The sequence below is a fragment of the Shewanella sp. 4t3-1-2LB genome (assembly GCF_017368415.1).
GTDB classification, from domain to species: Bacteria; Pseudomonadota; Gammaproteobacteria; order Enterobacterales; family Shewanellaceae; genus Shewanella; species Shewanella fodinae.
The window spans coordinates 1-255 of record NZ_JAFNJD010000184.1; the positions used below are offsets into that span (position 1 = coordinate 1).

At 45.9% G+C, this 255-nt stretch carries 1 protein-coding gene; it reads right to left on the bottom strand.

Annotated features, from left to right (window positions below; translation table 11 throughout):
• Positions 1-241, bottom strand: a 241-nt coding sequence (locus J3L11_RS19225) for a transposase (protein ID WP_242695344.1), incomplete at its 3' end; no start/stop codon positions are given.
• Positions 242-255 lie beyond the last annotated feature (14 nt).

A 255-nucleotide genomic window follows, 5' to 3' on the forward strand; every position in this document is an offset into this window, starting at 1 on the left:
CTTTATTCAGTCCTGACTTTGCTCTGACATTCCGCCCCTGTTGCTCTGCGGTTCCTGACGCTGATTTTGACATGTTTTTGACCTGCAAATCTTCAATACAGACTATCGCGTGTTTTTTGCTAATGTCACTTGAAGTTTTATGCAGGTAGTCACGGCGGCTGTTGCCGATTTTTGCATGGACACGCTGGACTTTAGCTTTAGCCTTTTTCCAGTTGTTGCTGAATTTTACCTTGCGACTCATGGCCTGCTGCGCTT